Raw genomic sequence first — 23,542 nt, 5'->3', positions numbered from 1 at the left:
TATCAGATGCTGGCGCTTATCAAGGATTGGAGCCATTAAGGGCTCACGTTATTGCCGCGCAAGAGCTGTCATTTCGGCTCAGACGCTGGTGAGTCACAGGGACAACGCTGAAATGCCAGGGTAATATTAGCGGCTTCGAGGCCCAGTTTGCGCATCGAAGTTCGGTTCAGGATGCGGCCGTCCGGTTGCAGATACATCCAGTCATCCATGCTGAACTCCCAAGTACTGTCGTCGATCGGTACTTGAAGCACGTAGTTCATGCGCAGGGCATTACCGCGGGTCGTCGCTGTCGCTTCGCCCGTAACATCCGCCGCTCGACCGATCCATTGGCGATCACCCGCAGGGGTAAAGGTCCAGCGGCGGTGTTGTGTCTCGCCATCGGCATAGACGAAGTCTTCCTCAAGAATCAGCTGGTTGCCTTGCATGCTGCCGATGACATCGACCACAAACCGCCGCGTCACCTCACCACGGTAATCCTGCACCATGCCCCAGCCACGCGTGTGGCCCAGGAAGTAGTCATCGATGCGAAATTCAGGGCCGCTGCCCGCGTAATCCTCTATCTGAGGCCCGCTACAGGCTGACAATCCCGCTGCCATGATCAACACTGCTGCGCGGCCGCTGATGCGCCGAAGGCGTCGAATGCCGTTGTGCATGAATCCAGCGCTAGCTGACAGACAGGACGGGAAGGAGGGCATCGCTGACTCCGATTCGCGCCGACGCGTGAGTCATCACGGCGCGCGGCAAGGTTGAGTGACTAGATGAGCGGTGTGGGTCACATGTGGCTCGAATTATTCTACAGCACTTGTGCGTTAATTATATCAAGGATAAGTTTTTTCGCGCTCTTGAGCTAACGGGCTGTTTGCACACGGACTCTGGCAAAATGGCTCGGAGTGCCTGGTGCGAGCTCAAGTGGATCGTGATCCTTGCCGTCGCTGATGCAAGCGACAGGTTCAACTCGCTGGACTTGGCCCGACGACTCGACCTGATAGGCCTGACCTGATGGACCAAAGCAACTGACCATACGGGCGCCCAGGATCACTAATGAACCCGTGTATATTGTAGTTCGCATAATATATATTATGTTAAATACGATGTTTCGTGAGCGTGCTCAAGCTGTGTACGTCGGTGCCTTGTTCATCCGGGCTGTGTACGGCAATGCTTGAGCGTCGATCGCCTGGTACCAGGCTTCCTCCGTGCGAATAGCAGCTTCTGCATGCCTGCTTCTGAATCTTAGGTTCTGCCTATGGATGAAACCAGCCGATGGAGTCAGCCGGTGTTCCCGCCTATCTTTTGCTGAGTAGCTTGCATTTGATCAGTTTGGCGACAGTCTGACTTGCTATGTCGGCGTGTTCTCATCCTAGAGCGTGGCGCTGTCATGCGGTGATTCCGTGCTGACTCTACGGTGACACCCTGAACAATGCGCAAACAGTGAGGTCTGGCTGTGCAAGTTGCCGCGAAGGCTAGTCCTGTCTGCAGATTGGATTCCATTAAGGTTTTCGTCACCTGAAGGCGACGCAAGCCAAGCTGGCGTTATATTTCCGGCCGGCTGACAGCGGCCCTGACCCACGAATGGTGGGCCCTTGTGTGGTCTGTCCTCGACTGGCGACAGAAAGTGATCGCTACGTTGGTGAATCGCAGGAAATGGCTCGGCGTCAGGTGCTGAAACATGGACAGTCACCATTCGGGCTACGTATGATCGCTCCCAGTAACGCTTCGGTGCTAGAACGCCCAAGCTATACAAGGGAATACCCAGGCATCGTCGGGTCAGTGTGCTGACTGACGATGGACAAGAATTATGTCTGCCGTTCACACAGGTTGTAGAGCGGTAGCAAGGCTGAACAGGAACCTTCTCCCCTATGCTGATCCGCAAGCTGCTATTGCCTGTTACCTTGACCAGTGTCGTTGTCATGGCCGGCTGCGTCCCGGCACAACCGCAGCCGCAGAAACCGGTATTGACGCCAGATGCCTTTTCACAGCGTATCGATGCCCTGCAGGAACAGCTGGCAGGACAATGCAACGTCCAACAGCAGCAACTTGCCGACCAGCAGGCACTGAGCCGCTCTCTGCGTCGTGATGTGCGAGAAGTCGGCAGTCAGCTGCGCCAGATCCATGCCGAGATGGAACAGCCCCCACAGCCGCAGGCCGTGGAAGCCTGCAAGGCCGTGACCGACAACCCCATCCTCGACAAGACCTTGCTTGGGCGTGTCGAGTGGGTCGGCTTCCCCACCATCAGCAGCTATTTCAAGGCGCGTATCGACACCGGGGCCAACACCTCGTCGCTGTCGGCGCGTGATATCACCGAATTCGAGCGCGACGGCGCCAAATGGGTCAAGTTCAAGCTCGCACTGCGGGATGACGGCAAGTATTTCGTGTCAGGTGATCGGGACAAGTGGGTCGAGGCCCAGGTCAGCCGCACGGTGACCATCATCCAGGCCTCCGGTCGCGAAGAGCGTCCCGTCGTCAGCCTGCTTATGACACTGGGTGACATCAAGCAGAAGGTCGAGTTCACCCTCAATGATCGTCGTGATCTCACCTATCCGGTATTGCTGGGCCGTCGCTTCATGATGGACATCGCCGCGGTGGACGTCAGCCGTACCTTCATCAATGCACGTCCGGAATACCCGGGCAGTGCACCCAGTAACGAAGCGGCCAAGGACGAGGACCCGAACGAAGGCAACCGCGACTGAGTGGCAAGCGCCCTCTTGTCTCCTCTGCCCGGCTTCGTTGCCTGACATGGCTCGGTGCGCCACCGAGCCATCATGACTGCTCCAGACATTTCAAGGACTCCCATGTCGCGTTTTGCTTTCTATCTTCTGGTCGGCCTGTTGATGCTGATCGGTGTAGGCCTGACCGCCTATCGCCATATTTCGTTCGATGTGCCCTGGGTGCCCGGTGCACAGCAGAAAGTGTGGGATATCGAAGCCCAGGTGGCCTTCACGGCCACTGGCGGCCCGGTCAAGGCGTCGCTGGCGCTGCCGGAAAATCAGAAGGGCTACAGCGTCCTGACCGAGAACACGGCGTCCTCGGGCTTCGGGCTGTCCTATCTGGATGACCTGCCGGGCCGTCGTGCCGAATGGTCGATCCGTGAAGCGGCAGGCTCGCAGCTGCTGTATTACACCGTGACCATGCTGGAGTCCGATAATGCGACGCCTGCGGCCATCAAGCGTCTGCCTGCCCCCCAGGAAGTCTCCTGGGAGCGTCCTTATGATACCGCCGCAGCCCAGGTCATCGATCAGGCCCGGGAGCGCAGTGCCGATTCCTTCACCTTCGCTCGCGAGTTGATCAAGCAGTTCGACAATCAGCGTCAGGGCGAGAATGCGCGCCTGCTGCTGACCCAGTTCGAGCGTCCCGAGCTCATGCTGCGCCTGCTCAATGAGGCCGGTGTCAGTGCGCGTCTGGTCAGCGGCCTGAGCCTGGAAGACGGTCGTCGTCGCCAGACGGTCTCGTCCTGGTTGCAGGTCTTCGCCGAAACGCCGCAAGGCAACGAGGCGGTGGAGGTCGATGCCGCTGCTGAGGACATCAACACCGACTGGGTGCTGATCAACCCGGAAACCGGCAAGCAAGGTGAGCCGGACAACCTGCTGCTGTGGGAAGGTCGTGGCGCGCCGATGCTGGAAGTCGAAGGTGGCGTGAATTCCCGTGTCAGCTTCTCGATGATCCGTCACAACGAGCCGGCGGCCGTCGCGGTGCGCAACAAGCTGGCCAATGACGAGCTGCTCAACTTCTCGATCCACTCCTTGCCACTGGAAGAACAGGCGCTGTTCAAGACCATCCTGCTGATCCCGATCGGCGCGCTGGTCGTGGTGCTGCTGCGTGTACTGGTCGGCCTCAAGACCTCTGGTACCTTCATGCCGGTATTGATCGCCCTCGCCTTCATCCAGACAAGCCTGGTGACCGGCTTGATCGGCTTCCTGCTGATCGTCGCGACGGGCCTGGTGATCCGCAGCTACCTGTCGCGGCTCAATCTGCTGCTGGTGGCGAGGGTCTCGGTGGTGATCATCACGGTAATCGCGATCATCTCCATCTTCTCGGTGCTCGCCTATCGCTTCGGCCTGAACGCCGGCCTGACCATCACCTTCTTCCCGATGATCATCCTGTCGTGGACCGTCGAGCGCATGTCGATCCTGTGGGAAGAGGAAGGCCCCAAGGAAGTGCTCAAGCAAGGTGGTGGCAGCCTTCTGACCGCCGTACTGGCCTATCTGGCGATGAACAATCCGTGGGTGCGTCACCTGACCTTCAACTTCCTCGGTCTGCAACTGGTGCTGATGGCCTTCATCCTGCTGCTCGGCAACTACACCGGCTATCGTCTGCTGGAATTGCGCCGCTTCAAGCCGCTGACGGAGGATTGAGATGCTCTCGTCATGGCTGAATCGCTGGTCGCGCAACTGGACCACGCCGGGCGCCTTGCGCGCCCGGGGGGTTGTCGGCATGAATCGCCGCAACATCGGGTATATCTCGAAATACAACGACCGCCGCCTCTATCCGCTGGTCGATGACAAGCTGCAGACCAAGTTGCTGTGTCAGAAGTACGGCCTGGCCTCGCCGGAGATGATCGGCAAGGTCGCCAGCCAGTTCGAGGTCGAGCGCGTCGTCGACATGGTGCGCGATCACGCAGGTTTCGTGATCAAGCCGGCCAAGGGCTCAGGCGGCAAGGGGATCCTCGTTATCGAGCACCATGATGGCGAAGAGTATGTGAAGCCCAGCGGCGCGCGCATAACGCGTGCCGACATGGAGCGTCACGTCTCCAATATCCTGTCAGGGCTCTATTCGCTGGGTGGCTCACCGGATGTGGCACTGGTCGAAGGCTTGATTTCCTTTGATCAGGCCTTCGCCGAGTTCACCTATGAGGGTGTGCCGGACATTCGTGTCATCGTCTTCAAGGGCTATCCCGTGATGGCGATGATGCGCCTGTCGACGGCAGCCTCGGATGGCAAGGCCAATCTTCACCAGGGCGCGGTCGGTGTCGGGCTGGATATCGGCAGTGGCTGGGCGGTACGCGGTGTGCAGTACGATCGCCCGCAGTTCGCGCACCCCGATACCGGGCACGATATCTTCTCGCTCAAGGTACCGCAGTGGGACACCCTGCTCGAGCTGGCTGCCGGCTGTTACGAGATGACGGGACTTGGATATCTGGGCACCGACATGGTGCTGGATCGTCGCCATGGCCCGATGCTTCTGGAGCTCAACGCCCGTCCGGGGCTGGCCATCCAGATGGCCAATGGCGAGGGCCTGCGCAAGCGGCTCGAGCTGATCGAGCGTCAGCCCGACGGTGTGCCGGTCGCCGAGCGTGTCGCCTTTGCGCGCAAGCATTTCTCGCGTAGCAAGGAAGATGTCGCCAATGTCGGCATGGCGCCCATCGCCGATTGATCCCGGTTCCACCAGGTTGCCGATCGACTCGTCTGCTGGCCGATGGTGTGGCTGATCGAGCGTTCCAGCGTCTGGAAAGACAGAAACACCCCGCCAAGGCGGGGTGTTTCTGTTTGCTGGCTCACCGAGCCTCAGCTTAGCCGGGGTCCACGCTCAACATCAGGCGGCTACCATTGGGCACCACAGGCGAGCGATGGATCAGCCCTCGCCCTTCGTTGCCCGGCCAGCACTCTCCCTTGAGCAACGCCAGGCTGCCCGGGCGCAGCTCATGTATCTCGCCGGGGGCTAGGCAGATGTCCTGATGTCCTGGTTGGCCATGGCCCAGTGCCATTCTGTCGGCGGCATGTTCCGGCAGCCACTGGGTGCCCGGGCCATCGTAGGTCGTCACCAATCTGACGGGGATGCGGTCGACATGAAAGCGCGGGCACATGGCGCTCTGGGTCATCTCCAGTCGCATGCCGATATCCTTGACCTGGAAGAGCTCGCCCATGGCCTCACCCAGCACACGGATATCCTCTATCAGTGCAGCCCCGGCATCCGGTGCGGGAAGGTAGCGCTCCAGCGCCTCACGCAGCTCACTGATAGGGCCGCGCCAGCGCATGCGCAGCGGGTAGGCACCCGAGGACTGGGCCTTCACCGCCATTTTCAATGCCGCATCGATGCGGCGCTGCATCACGGCCAGGCTGATATGGGGTTCGAAGATCGCCCCCAGGTCACGTGCCTCGTGCCCGATATGCCAATGAGCCACAGGCCTTTGCGCCGACGCGAGAGTAGAAGGTGACGAACTGGCCGCCGGGGGTGGCACGGGCCGTGTGTGAAGGGGCGGGTGCAGCGCCTCGAACTGGGCCATGTAATACTCCTGTCAGGGATGGTCGGTGGTCTATCATCGCGACCAGAAAGTCATTATTGTTATGTTATATCATATTATTTTGTTGTCCACGACTTCATGTCGGCTCCCGCGCCGTGCGTTGCCTTTGAGTGACTCACGCAGCCTCGATGCCTTTGCCGGTGGCCCGTCGTGGTCCAATTGCCCTAGAATAAGCATCTGGTCATTCAGGCTGCGCGCTGACGCCCTTGCCCTCATCGCGCTCGACGCCTTTTGACATCCGGGATTCACGACACTCAGGATTCTTCATGCCAGAGCCACTTTCGCTGATCGACCAGGCCGAGCGTCAATGCCTGGCGCGCGGTGTGCGATTTACGCCGATCCGGCGACGTGTACTGGAAATGATCGCGACCAGTCATGGCGCACTCAAGGCGTATGACCTGCTGGATCAGCTCGCCAAGGAACATGGCGCTGCCCGCCCTCCCACGATCTATCGTGCGCTGGACTTCCTGCTCGAACAGGGCCTCGTTCATCGCATCGAATCACTCAATGCCTACCTTGCCTGCCACTGCCCGGAACATCAGCACGGATTTCAGCTGTTGATCTGCCGCGGCTGCGGTCGTGTCGAGGAAATGCATGATGACGATCTCGGCACTCGGCTAGTCGCCAGCGCCGATCGCCATGGTTTCTCGATCGAACGCCAGACCATCGAGCTCGAGGGGCGTTGCCAGGATTGCACCTCTCAAGCAGCTGCCATGGCAGAAAACGCTCAGTGAACGGCGCTTGCGAGCGCTTTTGATACGATATAACATTTGCTTCCCACGGAGGACGTCACATGCTGGACATCCGCATCTCACAGGCGCAAGTCGTCAACGAAGGCACCATTTCCACTCTGGATGTGGGCATCAAGGACGGGCGTATACACGCCATCGGCAGCGACCTGTCTCACCTCGATGCACGTGAAGTGATTGATGCCGCTGGCCGCCACCTGCTGCCGGGCATGATCGATGATCAGGTGCACTTCCGTGAGCCGGGCCTGACCGCCAAGGGCAACATCGCCACCGAGTCAGCTGCTGCCGTGGCCGGGGGGATCACCACTTTCTTCGATATGCCCAACGTCAAGCCGGCGACCCTGGACAGCGATGCACTGGAAGCCAAGTTTGCCGTGGCGGCCGGCCGTGCCCATGCCAACCACGCCTTCTATCTGGGTGCCAGCAACGACAACCTGGAAGCGATCAAGACGCTGGATCCGAACCAGACCTGCGGCATCAAGATCTTCATGGGCGCCTCTACCGGCAACATGCTGGTCGATGATCCGGAGATTCTCGAAGGCATCTTCAAGCATGCACCGACGCCCATCGTCACGCATTGCGAAGATACGCCGATGATTCTCGAGAACGAGGCTCGCTGGCGTGAGCGTTTCGGGGAAGACGTGCCCTTCTCCGAACACGGTCTGATCCGCTCGCGCGAAGCCTGCATCAAGAGCTCGCGTCTGGCGATCGACCTGGCGACTCGCAACGGTACCCAGCTGCATGTCCTGCACCTGACCACCGCCGAGGAAATGGCGCTGTTCAAGGCCGGCCCGATGAAGGGCAAGCAGATCACCGCCGAAGTCTGCGCGCACCACCTGTGGTTCAGCGACGCCGATTACGACATCCGTGGCAGCCTGATCAAGTGCAACCCGGCAGTGAAGACCGCCGAAGACCGCGCCGCCCTGCGCGCTGCCGTGATGGATGGCCGTATCGACATCATCGCCACCGATCACGCACCGCATACCTGGGAAGAGAAGCAGAACCCGTACTTCAAGGCGCCTTCCGGCCTGCCGCTGGTGCAGCATGCCCTGCTGTCACTGCTCGATCAGGTACAGGACGGCATCTATGACTTGGCGACCCTGGTGCAGAAGACCAGCCACAACGTGGCGGATCGCTTCTCCATCGTCGATCGCGGCTACATCCGTGAAGGGGCCTTCGCTGACCTCGTGCTGGTCGACCTCAATGGCGAGACCAGCGTCACGCGTGACAATGTGCTCTACAAGTGTGGCTGGAGCCCCTTCGATGGCGTGACCTTCAAGGCACGTATCGATGCGACCTTCGTCAACGGTGTGAAAGCCTATGACGGCAAGACCGTCAATTCGGTGGCCAACGGCCAGCGACTCTCGTTCAACCGCGGCTGATGGCGGTCCTGGCGTGCCGGTTCTCGGCACGCCCTGCCTGCATCATGCCGTGATCACTAGCAAAGGAAGTGGTGTCATGAGTATGCATGCGGGCTCTCCCCTGGCGTCTCGCCAAGTGTTGTGTGAAAAGCTGCTGTCCCGGGTCCAGCGCACGCTGGGTCCGCGGGCCGCGCGTGCCCTGCCGCTGAGTGTGCTGGGCGCGCTTGCCGCGTTCGCGACGCCTGCCGCCCACGCCCAGGACAGCGCCCCTCTGCATGTGGCCGTCAGCGTGCCGCCCATTGCGTGGATGGTCGATCAGCTGGCCGGTGAGCATGTCGAGATCACCACGCTGGCCAAGCCGGGCGACAACCCGCACGCCTATGACCCGACCCCGCGCCAGGTGGCCGAGCTGTCGACAGTCCCGCTCTATCTCGCCATCGGTGTGCCATTCGAGCAGGTGTGGTTGCCGCGCCTGGAGAAGAACAACGCCGAGATGCAGGTCGTGCACCTGGAAGAGGGTCTCAACACACGCCACTTCGGTAGTGGCGAGGCGCATGACCACAGTCATGATGAAGCGCATGAGCATGAGCATGAGCATGACGCGCATCACGATGATGAGCACGATGATCATGCTGATAACGGTGGCCACGGCGAGCATCACGACGTTCACGAAGGTCATGAAGAACATCATGACGAGCATGAAGGTCACGCCGAGCACCACGATGAGCACGCTGATCATCAGGCGCATGGCGCCCAGCATGGCGAGGATGATGGCCTCGGCGAAGCCGATCCCCACCTCTGGCTGGACCCGCAGCGCATGCAGACCGTCGTCGAGCGTGCCGCCGAGGTGCTCGAGGCCCGCCTGCCGCAGCATGCCAGCGAGATCGATGCCAATGAGCAGCGTCTGCTCAAGACCCTGAGCGAGCTGGATGCGCAGATCGCTCAGACGCTGGCGCCCTACAAGGGCCGCAACTTCCTGATCTTCCATCCCAGCTTCGGCTACTTCGCGGACCGCTACTCGCTCGAGCAGCATGCCATTGAAGTCAGTGGTCGTGAGCCCACGCCGCGCGAGATGGCCACGCTGATCACGCGTGCCAAGGATGAGAACATCGGCACCATCTTCGTCTCGGGGCAGTTCTCCCAGACGGCGGCCAAGCGGATCGCGAGCTCCCTGGAGGCCGAAGTGGCCGTGCTGGACCCGCTGGCAGAGGACTATCTCGACAATCTGAAGCACGCCACCGAAGCGCTGAAGGCGGGTTTCAAGTTGACTGACAGCCAGTAATTGCCGGCCGGGGTGTTGCGCATATCGCCTGATCTTGCACAATGCCCTGCCCCATCGAAAAGTCAGACGGGCGCTCATGCGCCCGTCTGCGTTGCAACGAGGTACCTTACGTCATGGTCAGCCCCATCTCCGTCGCGCGCCCGCGCACGGACAGCCATCCGGAGGCGTCAGCCACTGGGCGCAGTGTCGGACCGGTCTTTCGCCCGGTGCCGGCAGATGCACCGGATGCCATTGATATTCGCGGCGTGACCTTCCGGTATGGCGAGCAGGTTATTCTCGACGATGTCGACTTTCAGGTCGGCGCGCGCGAGATCGTGGGGCTGATCGGGCCCAACGGTGGTGGCAAGAGCACGCTGCTCAAGCTGATACTCGGTCTTCACAAGCCGGCGGCTGGCTGTGTCCGCGTGCTGGGGCGCACGCCCAAGGCCGCCGCGCGCCATATCGGCTATGTGCCGCAGTTTGCCAACTTCGTGAAGCGCTTCCCCATCCGCGTGGAAGACGTCGTGCTGATGGGGCGCCAGGGGCGTCGTCGTCAGTGGGGCCCCTGGCCACGCGCGGACCGTGAGGCGATCGGTGCGGTGCTGGAAGAAGTCGGTATCAGTCATCTGCGCCGTCGGCACATCGATGCCCTTTCCGGGGGGCAGCTGCAGCGTGTGCTGATCGCCCGCGCCCTGGCGGCCGAGCCTCAGTTGCTGCTGCTGGATGAGCCCACCGCGAGTGTCGACAGCGATGGCGAGCGCTCCCTGTTCGAGCTGTTCAATCGCCTGGCCAATCGCATGAGCGTGGTGGTGATCAGTCACGATCTCGGTTTCATCAGCGATTACGTCGATCGGGTCGCCTGCCTCAACCGCAAGATGATCGTCCATGACACCGAGACGCTCACCGCTGAATCGATCGAGCGGCTCTATGGTGAAAACGTCCAGATGATCCATCACCATCACTGATGCCGCGGCCGGTGACTGTCCGTCTGGCCTGTTTCACTTCCTTCACGTCGCCCGCTCTGCGCTCTAGGCTTACACTACATGAATTTCATCACCGCCCTGGGCAGCCAGGATTTTCTCCAGAACGCCCTCTTCGCCGGCCTGCTGGCCAGTCTTGCGGCCGGTCTGGTCGGCCCCTATGTCGTGGTGCGCCGCATCGGCTATCTGGCCGGGGGGATCGCCCATACCGTGCTTGCCGGCATGGGGATCGCCTACTTCATGGGCGCAAGCCCGCTGGTCGGCGCCTTCATCAGCGCCATTCTCGCCGCCTTGCTGATCGGCTACATCAGTCTCAAGGGCTTTGATCAGGAAGACACCGTCATCGGCGCGCTGTGGGCCATCGGCATGGCCACCGGCATCCTGTTCATCAGTCAGACCCCGGGTTACAAGGTCGACCTGATGAGCTACCTGTTCGGTAACCTGCTGCTGGTGCCTGCGGATGCCATCGGCACCCTGGCCTGGATGGTGGGAGGCCTGGCGCTGGTGTTGCTGCTGGTGCATCGCCCGTTGACTGCGGTGATCTTCGATGAAGAGTTCGCACGTCTGCGGGGCGTGCCGGTCAAGACGCTCTACCTGCTGCTGCTGGTGATGGTGGCGATCACCGTCGTGCTGCTGTTGCAGGCGGTGGGCTTGATCATGGTGCTGGCCTTGCTGTCCTTGCCTGCCGCGCTTGCCGGCCATCATGCCCGCTCACTGGGCATGATGATCGTGATCGCGAGTCTGGCGGCCATGGCCTTCACCACCGGCGGCCTGGCGCTCTCCTGGCAGTTCGACCTGCCCGCCGGCGCGACCATCGTGCTGGTGGCCGGTGTCGCCTACCTGCTGTCGCTCATCTGGCGCAGCGCCCGTGGCGGACTGCGTCGCTGATTCGCGACTTGTGATACTGATACTGCGTGAGCCCCTGCCAGCGTGACATCACGCTGGCAGGGGCTTCGATATGAACTCTGCAAGGAACCCCCTCAATGGTACAGGATGGACTGCTCAAGTCGCTGGAGAATGCCGACGTCGGCGAGAAGGTCGCGCTGGAGGCGCTGATCGCCGCCTTGCCCTGGAATGGCGATGGCCTGATTCCCGCCATCGCGCAACAGCATGACAGCGGCGAGGTATTGATGATGGCGTGGATGAACGCCGAAGCCCTGCGCGAGACGCTCTCCACCGGTCGCGTGTGCTACTTCTCACGCTCGCGCAGCAAGCTGTGGCGCAAGGGCGAAAGCTCGGGCCAACAGCAGAAGCTGGTCAGTACGCATCTGGACTGTGATGGCGACACCCTGCTGGTCAAGGTCGATCAGACGGGCCCTGCCTGCCATACCGGCCGCAAGAGCTGCTTCTACTGGCGCCTGGATGCTGAAGGTGCCGAGATTACCGATGCACCGATCATTGATCCGAACACCTTGTATGGAAACGCCTGAACGTCGCCACTCCCTCAGGCGCGGCGTGACGTCGGTCATGACGCGCCTTCTGACCGGCTTGCTGCGCGGCTATCAGCTGGTGCTCAGCCCGCTGCTGGGGCCGCGCTGTCGCTTCTATCCTTCCTGCTCCAGTTACGGACTGGAGGCCATCAAGGTGCATGGGCCCCTCAAGGGGTGCTGGCTCACGGCCAGGCGTCTGTCGCGCTGCCACCCGCTGGGCGGGCCGGGTGGCGTGGACCCCGTGCCACCGCGCAAGGGTCACGCCTCGACTGCCAGCAGCTGCGATGCGCATGATCAGGACGACGCGCCCAGGCCTTGAGGGCATACGCCTTGCGAGTGACTGGGTCGAGTGCCCTGCGAGCGGCGGAGTCTTGCGGCTGGCTTTACGCATGTGAAGTGTTTATGTGTTATCATTCACATGTATATGGCGTCAGCTGTGACGCCATCGTCAGTCAGCAGGAGAATGTCATGTCCACCGCAGCCGCCCTCGATCGCGTGTCCCCGACCAGCCCCAGTGCGGGCCGCGTTGCCCTCAAGTCCTTCTTCAACATCATGGAGAAGTGGCAGTGCAGCGCGGCGGATCAGCGCGTGCTGCTGGGGGGCATCGGTACCACCACCTATCACAAGTATCGCAAGCTGCCGGAAGTGCGCCTGCCCAACGACACCCTGGAGCGTATCTCCTACGTGATGGGGATCCACAAGGCCCTGCGCATCCTGTTCAGCAATACGCCCGAGATGGCCCATGAATGGGTGCGTCGCCCCAATCGGGCGGCGCCCTTCAATGGCCAGAGTGCGCTGGACTACATGCTGGCCGGCCAGGTGGTCTCGCTGGCCGACACTCGCCGTTATCTCGACGGAGTGCGTGGATGAGCGAATGGACGAGCGAAGGCAAGCATGTCGATGACTCCGCCCTGCCCGCGCTGACGCTGCCGGACTGGCAGAACGCCTGGCGCGTGATCTCCAGCGCCTTCCCGCCCATTTCGGTATTCGAGGATATTCTCGAGCCTGATGAGCTGGAGATGGCGTTTGCCATCGAGGCGCTGACCAATGACCGTCTGCGTGAAGAAGCCGGCGAGCTGAGTCGCGTCGCGCCGCAAGACCGCATCAGCGGACCGGGCTCCACGCCGGTGATGGCGGCCTTCACGCACATCGGGCGTGCCTCGCGCTTCACCGATGGCAGTTTCGGGGTCTATTACTGCGCCAGTACGCTGGATACCGCGATCAGCGAGACCCGCTTCCACATGGCACGCTTTCTGGCCGATACCGCGCAGCCCAGTCAGGAAATGACCATGCGCAGCTACGTCAATCGCGTGACGCAGCCACTGCATGACATTCGCGAGGGTCATGACGCCCTCTGTCAGCCAGACATGGCCAGCTACCCTGCCGGTCAGGCATTTGCCGCCAGGTTGCGAGAGGCTGGCAGCTTTGGCCTGCTCTACCCCAGCGTGCGCCACGCTCAGGTGGATGCAAGCGCCGAGTGCGCTGCCATCCTGCGTCCGCCGGCGGTCAGCATCCCCATTCAGGGGCCACACCTGCGCTATGTCTGGGATGGTCAGCATCAGGCCATGACGCATGTGCTGGAAGTGCGCGAGCATCGCTGAGAGCGTGCAGCGCCCTGCTGAACAGTCTGAAATTAGCCTGAGAAAGCCCTGAGAAATTCTTGAAAAAGACCCAAAAAAGACGCCCGCCATTCCGCTCGAAATCTCGAGACTGGAATGGCGGGCGTCTTGCGTTACTCGTGTTGGCCCAGACCTCAAGCATCAGAGCTAAAGCGCCAGGCCTCAGGCGTTGGCGTGCAGCTCGGCGACGCCGTAGATACGCTTGAGCATCGCATGCAGGCCGTTGGAGCGCGTCGGCGACAGGTGCTTGTCGAGGCCGAGCTCGTTGAGGAAGGTCGGCTGGGTGGCGACGATTTCCTGCGGCGTCCGGTCGTTGTAGATGCGCAGCACCACGGCGATCAGGCCTGCCACGATGGCGGCGTCCGAGGTCGCCTGGAAATGCAGGCGCTGCTCGCTCCCTTCGCCACGCACTTCAGGATGAATCCAGACGTTGGACTGGCAACCGTCGATCTTGGTCTCAGGGCCTTTCAGGGCTTCCGGGTATTCCGGCAGCGCCTTGCCCATGTCGATGATGTACTGATAGCGGTCCATCCAGTTGTCGAAGAAGCTGAATTCCTCGACCAGTTCCGCCTGCGCTTGTTGCGCGTCGCTCATGCTGACTCCCGATGATGTCACTGCAAAGTGTCTGAAGATACGCTGTCGCCATGATAACGCCTGACCTCGCCGGACGCACGGCGCCTTGGAGTCTGTGCGTGGTGGCAGCGCTCATGAGTCGTGTTCTGGCGCCTCAGGCGGATAGCCTGGCGTCGCCAGCGAATGTCTGGCCATCTGCTGCTGCCATTCGCTGTCCTCGGCGTGCAGGTAGCGCGATGTCGTATCCAGTCGCGAGTGTCTGGCGGAGCGCGACAGAAAGCGCAGCTCTACCCCAGCCTGTGCCTGATGGGTGATCGCGGTGTGGCGCAGCCAGTGAGGGCTTGCCTGATCGAGGGTGCGTGCCATCAGCTCACTGGCATCGCCGGGGCTCTGGATTCGCTGGCGCATGTCAGCGGCAGCCTGTGTGAATGTTTGCTTGATCAAGCGGTAGAGCTGGTTGTCGCCGAGCGGTGTCGTGCCATCCAGGCGCGCCAGCAGCGGCAGCGACTCGTCGGCGGGCAGTGCCTGCGGCAGATCACTGAGCCCGCGCAGGCGTCGCCAGCGAACCAGCGCCTCGAGCATCGGCGGCGGCAGCGGAATCTCGGCCAGCTTGGCGCCCTTGCCGATCACCCGCCACCACCACTGGCCTTCCCGCTTGACGATATCGCCCATCCTTGCGGCGGCCATTTCCGCGATGCGGGGTGCCATCAGATAGGCGAACGCGAACAGAAAGCGCTGGCGCTCGGCCACGAAGCGCTCGCGGGACACTCCATCCTCAGGTGAATCACCGAGCGGTGTCAGCTCCTCGCAATGCGCTTCGATACGCCCCCAGAGCCAGTCCCACAAGGGGCGCTCGAGATAGCGTTCGATGCGCAGCGTGCGGTTGTCCATGCGGCGCTTGTCGCGCATCAGGCGGAACGGATTGCGTGACAGGTAGCCGGCCTCGATCAGCCAGGCATACATGCCCTGCAGGATCACCAGGCTCTGACGGCGGCTGGCGGGGGCCAGCGGGCCGCGAAAGGGTCGCCACTGCGGATGCTTGCGGGCGCGCACGCTACCGATCCAGACCTCTGCAGGCTGAGGGTCGGCCAGAAACGCCTCGAAGTGCTCGAGGCGTTCGCGATCCAGGCTGGCCAGTGAAGATTCTCTGCCCTGCTCTCCCTCGGCCTTGAGCCATAGCAGCAGGCGCTCAGCCTCCTTCCGATAGGCGCGCAGCGTCTGAGCGCTGTGGCGATATTCGTTGAGCCAGGCGGCCACGGCTTCGACATCCGTGCGGGCGCGAATCAGTGAGCGATCATCAGCGGCCGTCAGCTGGGCATGCTGCTGTGCTCTGGATAGCTCGCCCTCCAGATGCCCGACCAGCGCCGTGATGCCGTCATGTGTGCTTTCTTCCACCGATCAACTCCCGTTGCTGCCTCTCGGCTGTATATGGCCCGTCTGGCGTGTCATTTCAGGCGTGCGCCGCTCTGTAGCGCCCCTGTCTTTCTCTTGTCTGCCCTTTCCTGTTCTGTCCTTCTCTGTTCTGTCCAGGCTTGGCCTGTCCTCGGGGCTGATTGTGACGTTACGGTCACCATAATTCAAGATAAGGCGAGTAATCATGAATTTATCAATCTGCTCGTATCGTACATTACATATTACGTAATATGTAATTATCTTTATCTTGTCAGAAAACATCGCTAAGATGGGCGCGAGGCTGATGACAGGCTGACGGCAGAAGAAGGCGAGCGGCATCCATGGTATTGCTCTCGCCAGATGGCGTGGCCCATCCGCTGCCTTTACGTTACGAGAGTGCGTGCTGGAGAGTGGTAGTTGGCCGCGCTTCGTGGCGTAATGGCGGTCAAGCAGCAACGACTGACGACGTATCAATTACAGACTGCGTATCAATGACAGACTACGTATCAATGACGGACTAAGGACGGAGATTCCCATGGCGCGCACTGGCGTCCAGTACGAGGATGTACAACGAGCCATCGAGTCACTGATGGCGCGGGGCGAGGCCCCGAGCGTGCAGAAGATTCGTGAAGTGCTGGGGACCGGCAGCTTCACCACCATCAGCGATCACCTGCGTGACTGGCGCCAACGGCGCGCCGAGAAGCGTGATGAGCCGCTGAGCCAGGCCATGCCTGACAGTCTCACCGAGACCCTGGCCACGGTCTGGAAGGAGGCGCAGTCACTGGCCAATGAAAGCCTGGTGCACTATCGCCAGGAAGCGGACAAGCAGACCGTCGAGGCGCGTGAAGCCGAAGCGCAGGCGCAGCGCCGCGCGGAAGATGCCGAACAGCGTCTCAGCGCCCTGTCCGAGCAATTGGCCCAGGTGCAGGCGCGACTTGAAGAGCGCGTGCAGGCCCTGGCGACACTGACCAATGAGCGGGAACATTGGCAGCAGCTGCAGGACAAGCTCGAAAAGCGTCTGACCCTGGCCCAGGAAGACATCGCGGCCATGGAGCGCACGCGCGAAGTGGACCATGAGCGCCATCAACAGGCGATTCAGGCGCAGGAAAGCGAGTGGAAGGAACGCCTCGCGCAGGAAGAGGCGCGTCATGAGGCCAGTGAAACGCGCCTGATGAAGATGCTGGATGATGCGCGCCTCGAGAAGAGCGAGCTCGACAAGCAGCATCGACGCCGCCAGGAGCAGCTCGAGAAGCGCGTCGAGCGTCTCGATGCCCAGGCGGCCGAGCAACGCAAGCAGCTGCAGGAAGAAGAGCGTCGCCGCTTTGAAGAGACATCGGCTCGCCAGCAGCGCGAGACGGAGCTCAAGGACATGCGTGCGCAGCTGGAGCACTCCTCTGCGGAATACTCACGCCTGGAGGCTCAGCTTGGGCAGCTGACGCACGAGAACAAGCTGCTCAAGGAACGCCTGGCCTTTGCGCCCTTGCCGCCCTTCGTATGCTGAAAGCCTTGCGAGTGATTGCCACGCACTTGTGGCATGATTTCCGTGACTGGCATGAGTAATGCGCACGAAAACGCCGCCCAGATGGGCGGCGTTTTCTGTCAGTGCTGTCGTGATCTCATTCTCGTGATACCACTCCCTTGATACCGAGCCTGTGGTGTCAGAGTCGCCAGTGTCGTGATGACGACACCATCGTGTGGCTAACAGGTTGTCGAAAGTATGGTGAACCGCTCACAACAGCTCTTCCGCGACCAGCGCCAGACGTGAGCGCTCGACGCACTTGAGTGTCACGTGACTGGCATGCGGCCACGAGCTGAAACGCTGCACTGCCACTGCAAGGCCACAGGTGTTGGCAGTCAGGTAGGGAGTGTCTATCTGGCCGACGTTGCCCAGCAGTACCACCTTGGTGTTGGCGCCCGCCCGTGTCAGCAGACCTTTGAGCTGCTTGGGTGTCAGGTTCTGGGCTTCATCGATGATCAGGAAGGTGTCGCTCAGCGTGCGGCCACGCATGAAGGACGGTGAGCGAATCTGGACACGATTACCGATCCAGGCGCGCGTGGCCTCCTCGTTCCAGGCGCTGGTGCCTTCTCCCTCCTTGCGCAGCAGGTTGTCCATGTTGTCGTGGAAGGCGCCCATCCACGGTGACATCTTCTCTTCTTCGGTGCCGGGCAGAAAGCCAATCTCTTCGCCCATCGCGATCGGCGCGCGGGTGAAGATGATGCGTTCGAAACGCTTCTTCTCCAGTGTCTGCTCGAACGCGGCAGCCAGGGTCATGTAGGTCTTGCCGGTGCCGGCACTGCCCGCGATTGACACCATGTCGACGCTATCGTCCATCAGCAGGTTGAGGGCAAAGTTCTGGCGACTGTCATGGGCATTCACCCCCCAGGCGCTGCGCTCGTTGCGATAGTTCTGCAGCACTTCCAGGCGTGCATAGTCGTGCTCCAGCTCGCGTACGATGGCCTCGAAGCTTGCACCATCATCGCCATCGCCATCGCAATCCGCGATCAGCATGCCGGGGTACCAGTCCTTGGGCATCTGGCCGGACAGCTCATAGAAGGTGCGATGGTGTTCTCGCGTGACGGTGACATCGACCTGCAAGTCGTCCCACACGCCCTGGCCATCGGGACCGGCTTCATGAAACAGCTTGACGCCCTCGATCATGGCATCGCTGTCGGTGAAGGCGCGGTCCGTCAGATAGTCCTCCACCGCCATCCCCAAAGCGGCGGCCTTGATGCGCAGATTGATGTCCTTGGTGACCAGGATGACCGAAGCGTCCTGGCAGCGTGTAGCCAGGCTGCGGGTCTCGGCGAGAATGCGATTGTCGGCACAGGCGTCGCTCTGATCGACGTGGCCGGAGAGGAAGTGCAGGTTGCCCGCACCATTCATGGAGGGCGGGAGCGGAATTCCACGCAGGATTTCCTGAGGTGTGACATCCGCGGTGAGATCGGACAGCGTACGGCTGATCTGGCGGGCGGTATGGGCAATCTCCTTGTGGCCATTCTTGTGCTTGTCCAGCTCCTCCAGCACCGTCATCGGGATGACGACATCATGCTCGTCAAACTGGAACAGGGCTGAGGGGTCGTGAATCAGCACGTTGGTATCGAGGACGTACAGACGACGGGACTGCTTCTCGACTCTTACCATTGGCGACATGCCTTCCGTTGGAGTGTGCCCCTTGAACCTAGCATGATGAATATGTCGATCGTGTTGCAAAAACGCGTTCAGATTTCACGCAAGCCTTGCAGACAGGTCACGCAAGGCAGGCGCATACTGTGGCTCCCTCATGAAATGCCTTCTTGCCCGGTGCCTGACAACATCATGTTGAGCAGCATCACCTTGCAGCCGAGAGTGCAAGCCGCGCCGCACTCAACGCCAGCGCTTCAGGCATGAAAAGCCGCCCACAGAGAATCTCGGGGCGGCTTTTGTTTATCCCCTCACGGCATCGGCCGTGAGGGTTGGTGCTCAAACGCTACCTTGTCGAGCGGAAGCGCTTAGGCGTCAGGCAACAGCGGGTTGCTGACGGCGTCGACGTACCTGCAGGAAGCCGATCAGCCACAGCAATGCCAGTGCCGGCAGCATGGCGATTTCCTTCGGCGGACGCTCAGCTTTCTGCTGGATGCCATCGATGGTGAAGTCGAAATCGATGCCGGCCTGCTGTGCCACGCTGCCGTACTCGATCATGCTGACCAGCACCTGCTCGTCGCTGATATCCAGCGTCAGGCCGACATCGGTCAGGCGGGCTTCGCCACTCTCGGCGTCAGAAACCGGCAGCAACACGGTCTTGGAGACCTCGTCGCCATCCAGGTTGATGCCCGAGACGTGAATCGGCAGCTTGCTGTCCACCGGCGCTTCGGCGATCAGCGCTTCAATCTGCTGCGGCGCGGCCATGGTGGTGGGCGGATAGATCATGTCCCACCAGTAGCCCGGACGGAACAGCGTGAAGGTGATCAGCAGCAGGCCGATGGTCTCGTACCAGCGCGTACGCGTCAGCCAGTAGCCTTGCGTCGCCGCCGCGAAGACCAGCATCGCCGCGACGGCCGAGGCCACCGTGATCGCCAGGTGCCAGTAGCTGTCGATGTTCATCAGCAACAGGTTGGTATTGAAGATGAACATGAACGGCAGGATCGCGGTGCGGATATCGTAGGTGAAACCCTGGATACCGGTCTTGATCGGGTCTGCCTTGGCAATCGCGGCCGCCGCGAAGGCGGCTAGCCCCACCGGTGGCGTGTCATCGGCCAATATCCCGAAGTAGAACACGAACAGGTGCACGGCGATCAGTGGCACGATCAGGCCGTTTTCCGCGCCCAGATTGACGATGACCGGTGCCATCAGCGTCGAGACGACGATGTAGTTGGCAGTCGTCGGCAGGCCCATGCCCAGGATCAGGCTGATCACGGCGGTGAAGAGCAGGATCAGCATCAGATTGCCGGCCGAGATGAACTCGACGAAGGCGGTCATCTTGAGGCCCAGCCCAGTCAGGGTCACGGTGCCCACGACGATACCTGCCGCCGCGGTGGCCACGCCGATACCGATCATGTTCTTGGCGCCGATCACCAGGCCATGGAAGAGATCTTCGCCACCGCGTTGTGCGGCGCCGCCGACATTGCCTTGCTTGCGGAAGATGGCCACCAGCGGACGCTGGGTCACGGTGATGAAGATCATGAACAACACGGCCCAGAAGGCCGACAGCCCCGGTGACATGCGTTCAACCGTCAGGCACCACACCAGTACCACGACCGGCAGCAGGAAGTAGAGACCGACCTTGACGGTCGGGCCGACCGGCGGCAGTACATCGATATCGCCTTCCCCGAGCTCCGGGAAGCGTGCCGAATAAGCGATCAGTGCCACATAGGAGGCCAGCAGCAGCGGCAGCACGATCCAGACCGCGCCATCACCCGCCAGGGTCTTGATCCAGCCTATGCCGTAGTAGACGACCAGCGTGAGTATCCCCATGCCGATGAAGACGGTCAGGAAGGTCAGCAAGGTCGCGATCATGTTGGTCTTCTGGGTGCGCTTGAGGCCTTCCATGCCGGCCTTGCACGCTTCCAGGTGCACGATGTAGATCAGAGCGATGTAGGAGATCAATGCCGGCAGCAAGGCATGCTTGATGACGTCAAGGTAAGGAATGCCGACGTATTCGACCATCAGAAAGGCTGCGGCGCCCATGATCGGCGGCGTCAGCTGGCCATTGGTGGACGCTGCCACTTCCACGGCGCCCGCCTTGGTGGCCGGGAACCCGACCTTCTTCATCAGCGGGATGGTGAAGGTGCCGGTGGTGACGACGTTGGCGATGGAGGAGCCGGAGATGATGCCGGACAGGCCAGAGGCGACGACGGCGGCCTTGGCCGGTCCGCCACGCATGTGGCCGAGCATGGAGAAGGCCATGCGGATGAAGTAGTTACCGGCGCCTGCGCGTTCCAGCAAGGCACCGAACAGCACGAACAGGAACACGAAGTCGGTGGAAACGCCGAGCGCGACTCCGAAAACCCCTTCCGTGGTCAGCCACTGGTGGCCGAGCAGCTTGTTGAGGCTGGCCCCGGCATGCGCGATGACATCGGGCATGTAGGCGCCGAACAGGCTGTAGAGCAGAAAGACGCTGGCGACGACCGCCAGTGGCGGCCCGAGTGCGCGACGCGTGGCTTCCAGCAGCAGGACCAGGCCGATCCCCGAGAACACCAGGTCCACGGTGGTATAGGCGCCAGCGCGGCGTGCCAGCTCATCACTGAAGATCAGCACATAGGCGACACCCGCCACGGCGAATATCGCCAATGCCCAGTCATAGAGAGGAATGCGGTTGGCGGGGGCACCCTTGTAGGCCGGGTACGCCACGAAGGCCAGCGAGATGGCAAAACAGAGATGCACGGCGCGCGCGGTGTCGGAATTGAGCAGTGACAGCGGCGAGGCGTGATAAAGCTGAAACAACGACCATGCCAGTGGAATCAGCCACATGAAGTGGCGGCCCACGAAGCCCACGGGATGACGGCCGCCGGTTTCCGACTCCAGCATCTCGAGGACTTCAGCATCATGATGCGTCTCGGCGTCTGGCGCCTGAGACGTTGCTGCAGTTTGGGTTTTGGTCATTTTGTGTGATCCGGTACGCGAGTCAGGCGATGGCTGACAGTTCACCTTCTTGCTCGACCAGAAGGCGCTGCTCAACCACATGCTTATCAAGCTGGTTACGTCTTCAGTATGTCCGGCCTGACAGATGTTTCCATTGATTCACCCGATCAGGGCGTAAATTTCCTGAACGATGTCCTGAACGGGCAGTGAGCTAGGCTCGTGACGAGCGTGAGACCTTGCCTGGTCACGCTTGTCCATGCTGCGGCTGCCGTCACGCCACTTGCCACTCGCAGGCAAGTCCTGGCGGCGCGCTGACGGCGGGTGTCTCTGCTGCGCTTTCCCTGCTCGGCCTTTTCCTGCTTGGCCCTTTCCTGCTCGACCTGAGTGGCCGCCCGGGAATGCAGACCACAAGCACGGAGACCGCAACGAGTGCGGTCTCCGGTAATTCCCTGTGCTCCCTGCGCTCGGCTCCCTGAGCGCAGGGTAAGCGTTCATGCACGGCGCCTCGCAGGCGAGGCGCACAGGGCATATCACTCGCTCAGCAGGCCAGCTTCCTTGTAGTACTGCTTGGCGCCATCGTGCAGCGGCGCCGTCAGGGAAGCATTGACCATCTCTTCCTTCTTCAGGACCTGGAACGCCGGGTGCAGGCGCTGGAACTGATCGAAGTTGTCGAACACGGCCTTGACCACTTCGTAGGCGACGCGGTCTTCGACTTCGGTACTGGAGACGATGGTGGCACGGACACCGAAGGTGGTCACGTCGTCATCGTTGCCGCGGTACATGCCACCCGGAATGGTCGCGACGGAGAAGTAAGGCTTCTCTTCGACCAGCTTGGTGACGGCGTCGCCGGTGACATTGACGATGTTCGCGTCACAGGTGGTGGTCGCTTCCTTGATGGAACCGGACGGGTGACCCACGACGTAGACGTAACCGTCGATCTTGTTGTCACACAGTGCAGAAGACATCTCGGAGGCCTTGAGTTCGGAGGCCACGGAATACACGCTGGTGTCCTTGCCCTGCGAGGACAGCAGAGTGTCGATGGTCGAGCGCTGACCGGAACCCGGGTTGCCGATGTTCATGCGCTTGCCTTCCAGCTGGTCGAACTCAGTCACGCCGCTGTCCTTGCGAGCGACGACAGTGAACGGTTCCGGGTGCAGGGAGAACAGTGAACGCAGGTCCTTGTTCGGGCCGAAGTCTTCGAAGTCACCCTTGCCTTCATAGGCATTGTAATGCGCGTCAGACTGGGCAACGCCCATGTCCAGCTCGCCGGTACGGATGCTGTTCAGGTTGTAGCCGGAACCGCCCGTGGATTCGACGCTGCAGCGAATGCCATGTTCGGCCTTGCCACGGTTGACCAAGCGGCAGATTGCACCACCAGCCGGATAGTAAACGCCTGTTACACCGCCGGTGCCGATGGTTACGAAGGTCTGCTCGGCGGCGCTGGCGCCTCCGGAGATCCCCATCAGGCCAAGACCTGCGGTCGCGACCGCCGCTGTCAGCGACTTCTTGATCATGGTCATGTTGAAACTCCCTTTGCTGGCTTGTTATTGGTCTTGCCGTCATGCACCTCGATACCGGCCAGGCCCTTGCTTTTCTCGTGTGTGAAACAAGCCGATTTTCAGGCTTATCCACTGCCACATGGCTGATATTTCAGTAATTTGAGGTGCATAACGCTGCACTGAGACTAGCATAGCTGAAGTGCGCGAGTACCAGCTTGTCATGCTTTGTGCTACGAAAGGTGTAGGTGTTGGCAGTGAACTGCGCAGGCAACGACGTGTAGATGGCCACTAGAGGATTGCCGCTTCCTCATTGCGTGCAACTGTCAGCACGGATTCAAGTAGTGGCTGCTGCAGACCGTGTAACCTGCAACGTTACTCAGTAACC

The 23,542-nt window shown here is 61.3% G+C and carries 20 protein-coding genes; 13 read left to right on the top strand and 7 right to left on the bottom strand.

The window, feature by feature from the left end; translation table 11 throughout:
• Positions 1-68: 68 nt before the first annotated feature.
• The gene (locus AC5WNJ_RS08525) at positions 69-653 is read right to left on the bottom strand and encodes a DUF3833 domain-containing protein (RefSeq protein WP_225346684.1); all 585 of its coding nucleotides are present in this window, start codon (positions 651-653) and stop codon (positions 69-71) included.
• A 1,203-nt stretch (positions 654-1,856) separates the two neighbouring features.
• On the opposite strand from AC5WNJ_RS08525, the gene AC5WNJ_RS08520 reads away from it, so the two are divergent.
• From AC5WNJ_RS08520 to AC5WNJ_RS08510, 3 genes are all read left to right on the top strand, one after another.
• The gene (locus AC5WNJ_RS08520; RefSeq protein WP_225346683.1) at positions 1,857-2,687 is read left to right on the top strand and encodes an ATP-dependent zinc protease family protein; all 831 of its coding nucleotides are present in this window, start codon (positions 1,857-1,859) and stop codon (positions 2,685-2,687) included.
• 102 nt (positions 2,688-2,789) lie between these two features.
• Positions 2,790-4,349 (top strand): inactive transglutaminase family protein, encoded by a 1,560-nt coding sequence (locus AC5WNJ_RS08515; protein ID WP_225346682.1) that lies wholly within the window; start codon positions 2,790-2,792, stop codon positions 4,347-4,349.
• A gap of 1 nt (position 4,350) precedes the next feature.
• Positions 4,351-5,367 carry an alpha-L-glutamate ligase-like protein gene (locus AC5WNJ_RS08510; protein WP_043334235.1) on the top strand — a complete coding sequence of 339 codons (1,017 nt, stop codon included), beginning with the start codon at positions 4,351-4,353 and terminating at the stop codon, positions 5,365-5,367.
• A 136-nt stretch (positions 5,368-5,503) separates the two neighbouring features.
• Here AC5WNJ_RS08510 and AC5WNJ_RS08505 read toward each other — a convergent pair whose 3' ends face one another.
• The gene (locus AC5WNJ_RS08505) at positions 5,504-6,115 is read right to left on the bottom strand and encodes a DUF1826 domain-containing protein (RefSeq protein ID WP_225346681.1); all 612 of its coding nucleotides are present in this window, start codon (positions 6,113-6,115) and stop codon (positions 5,504-5,506) included.
• Between the two features lie 386 nt (positions 6,116-6,501).
• Here AC5WNJ_RS08505 and AC5WNJ_RS08500 point away from each other — a divergent pair, with 386 nt between their 5' ends.
• From AC5WNJ_RS08500 to AC5WNJ_RS08460, 9 genes are all read left to right on the top strand, one after another.
• Entirely contained in the window at positions 6,502-6,969 is a 468-nt protein-coding gene (locus tag AC5WNJ_RS08500; protein WP_043334236.1) for a Fur family transcriptional regulator, read from the top strand.
• A gap of 59 nt (positions 6,970-7,028) precedes the next feature.
• A complete protein-coding gene (locus AC5WNJ_RS08495) occupies positions 7,029-8,366 on the top strand; it encodes a dihydroorotase (RefSeq protein WP_225346680.1) in 1,338 nt (445 codons plus the stop codon).
• 76 nt (positions 8,367-8,442) lie between these two features.
• Positions 8,443-9,627: a metal ABC transporter solute-binding protein, Zn/Mn family gene (locus tag AC5WNJ_RS08490; RefSeq protein ID WP_495931015.1), complete on the top strand. Its 1,185-nt coding sequence runs from the start codon at positions 8,443-8,445 to the stop codon at positions 9,625-9,627.
• A gap of 113 nt (positions 9,628-9,740) precedes the next feature.
• Positions 9,741-10,571, top strand: a complete 831-nt coding sequence (locus tag AC5WNJ_RS08485; RefSeq protein WP_082388762.1) for a metal ABC transporter ATP-binding protein — start codon at positions 9,741-9,743, stop codon at positions 10,569-10,571.
• 78 nt (positions 10,572-10,649) lie between these two features.
• Positions 10,650-11,474, top strand: a complete 825-nt coding sequence (locus AC5WNJ_RS08480) for a metal ABC transporter permease (protein ID WP_043334239.1) — start codon at positions 10,650-10,652, stop codon at positions 11,472-11,474.
• 95 nt (positions 11,475-11,569) lie between these two features.
• On the top strand, positions 11,570-12,016 hold the full coding sequence (gene hisI, locus AC5WNJ_RS08475; RefSeq protein ID WP_284891863.1) for a phosphoribosyl-AMP cyclohydrolase: 447 nt from the start codon (positions 11,570-11,572) through the stop codon (positions 12,014-12,016).
• Between the two features lie 37 nt (positions 12,017-12,053).
• Positions 12,054-12,335 carry a membrane protein insertion efficiency factor YidD gene (gene yidD / locus AC5WNJ_RS08470; RefSeq protein ID WP_284891862.1) on the top strand — a complete coding sequence of 94 codons (282 nt, stop codon included), beginning with the start codon at positions 12,054-12,056 and terminating at the stop codon, positions 12,333-12,335.
• Between the two features lie 149 nt (positions 12,336-12,484).
• Positions 12,485-12,886 carry an MbcA/ParS/Xre antitoxin family protein gene (locus AC5WNJ_RS08465; RefSeq protein WP_052384668.1) on the top strand — a complete coding sequence of 134 codons (402 nt, stop codon included), beginning with the start codon at positions 12,485-12,487 and terminating at the stop codon, positions 12,884-12,886.
• Complete coding sequence (locus tag AC5WNJ_RS08460; RefSeq protein ID WP_225346677.1) at positions 12,883-13,617, top strand: RES family NAD+ phosphorylase; 735 nt, start codon at positions 12,883-12,885, stop codon at positions 13,615-13,617. Before AC5WNJ_RS08465 ends, AC5WNJ_RS08460 begins: the two co-directional genes overlap by 4 nt.
• Positions 13,618-13,797: 180 nt before the next feature.
• Here AC5WNJ_RS08460 and AC5WNJ_RS08455 read toward each other — a convergent pair whose 3' ends face one another.
• Both AC5WNJ_RS08455 and AC5WNJ_RS08450 read right to left on the bottom strand, forming a co-directional pair.
• Positions 13,798-14,229 (bottom strand): SufE family protein, encoded by a 432-nt coding sequence (locus tag AC5WNJ_RS08455; RefSeq protein WP_054556665.1) that lies wholly within the window; start codon positions 14,227-14,229, stop codon positions 13,798-13,800.
• Between the two features lie 111 nt (positions 14,230-14,340).
• Positions 14,341-15,603 carry a tyrosine-type recombinase/integrase gene (locus AC5WNJ_RS08450; RefSeq protein ID WP_349496607.1) on the bottom strand — a complete coding sequence of 421 codons (1,263 nt, stop codon included), beginning with the start codon at positions 15,601-15,603 and terminating at the stop codon, positions 14,341-14,343.
• 532 nt (positions 15,604-16,135) lie between these two features.
• Between AC5WNJ_RS08450 and AC5WNJ_RS08445 the strand changes: the two genes are divergently transcribed.
• Entirely contained in the window at positions 16,136-17,101 is a 966-nt protein-coding gene (locus tag AC5WNJ_RS08445; RefSeq protein ID WP_495931014.1) for a DNA-binding protein, read from the top strand.
• 228 nt (positions 17,102-17,329) lie between these two features.
• Here the strand turns inward: AC5WNJ_RS08445 and AC5WNJ_RS08440 are convergent, their stop codons facing one another.
• From AC5WNJ_RS08440 to AC5WNJ_RS08430, 3 genes are all read right to left on the bottom strand, one after another.
• Positions 17,330-18,742, bottom strand: coding sequence for a PhoH family protein (locus tag AC5WNJ_RS08440; protein WP_495931013.1), 1,413 nt, complete (start codon positions 18,740-18,742; stop codon positions 17,330-17,332).
• Positions 18,743-19,096: 354 nt separating this feature from the next.
• Complete coding sequence (locus AC5WNJ_RS08435; RefSeq protein ID WP_495931012.1) at positions 19,097-21,679, bottom strand: TRAP transporter permease; 2,583 nt, start codon at positions 21,677-21,679, stop codon at positions 19,097-19,099.
• A 509-nt stretch (positions 21,680-22,188) separates the two neighbouring features.
• Positions 22,189-23,172, bottom strand: a complete 984-nt coding sequence (locus AC5WNJ_RS08430; RefSeq protein ID WP_253064046.1) for a TAXI family TRAP transporter solute-binding subunit — start codon at positions 23,170-23,172, stop codon at positions 22,189-22,191.
• Between the last annotated feature and the right edge of the window lie 370 nt (positions 23,173-23,542).

It is taken from the genome of Cobetia sp. PDI-23MA, assembly GCF_059507735.1.
Note: the sequence above shows the minus strand (reverse complement) of the source record. Positions and strands in the feature narration are given on the sequence as shown.